Source organism: Streptomyces sp. S6 (genome assembly GCF_054880855.1).
This window is the reverse complement of the sequence record NZ_JBTYMC010000712.1, coordinates 1-761: the sequence shown is the minus strand read 5'-3', so window position 1 is coordinate 761 and position 761 is coordinate 1. Positions and strand designations below refer to the sequence as shown.

Sequence of the window (761 nt, the reverse complement as noted above, 5' to 3'; positions counted from 1 at the left end):
AGGGGAGTACTGCCCCTTCGTCAGCCCGTAGATCCGGTTGTTGAACAGCAGGATCTTCAGGTTGACGTTGCGCCGCAGGGCGTGGATGAGGTGGTTGCCGCCGATCGACAGGGCGTCCCCGTCGCCGGTGACGACCCACACCGACAGGTCACGCCGTGACGCCGCGAGCCCCGTCGCGATCGCGGGCGCGCGGCCGTGGATGGAGTGCATCCCGTAGGTGTTCATGTAGTACGGGAACCGTGACGAGCAGCCGATCCCCGACACGAAGACGATGTTCTCCTTCGCGAGCCCGAGTTCGGGCATGAATCCCTGCACGGCGGCCAGGATCGCGTAGTCCCCGCAGCCGGGGCACCAGCGCACCTCCTGGTCCGACTTGAAGTCCTTCATGGCCTGCTCGGCCTCGGCCTTCGGGACCAGCTGAAGGAGCGGATTCGCTTCGGACACCTCTGTCAACTCAGCCATCGATGGCCTCCTTGAGCGCCGTGGCGAGCTGCTGCGCCTTGAACGGCATGCCGTTGACCTGGTTGTAGGAGTGGGCGTCCACCAGGTACTTCGCCCGTACCAGCGTGGCGAGCTGACCGAGGTTCATCTCGGGGATCACCACCTTGTCGTAACTGCGGAGGACGGCACCGAGGTTCTTCGGGAAGGGGTTCAGATGACGCAGGTGCGCCTGCGCGATCGGCTCCCCGGCCGACCTCAGCCGCCGCACCGCGGCCGTGATCGGCCCGTACGTCGACCCCCAGCCCAGCACCAGCGTGCGC

General features: G+C 66.6%; 1 protein-coding gene and 1 pseudogene. Both read right to left on the bottom strand.

Annotated features, from left to right (window positions below):
• Window positions 1-462: thiamine pyrophosphate-dependent enzyme (locus ACVNF4_RS36645; RefSeq protein WP_461807124.1), on the bottom strand; the 462-nt coding region annotated here is incomplete at its 3' end.
• Window positions 455-761, bottom strand: a pseudogene (locus ACVNF4_RS36640) (2-oxoacid:acceptor oxidoreductase subunit alpha); the annotation flags it as partial. The gene ACVNF4_RS36645 and the pseudogene ACVNF4_RS36640, both read right to left, overlap by 8 nt.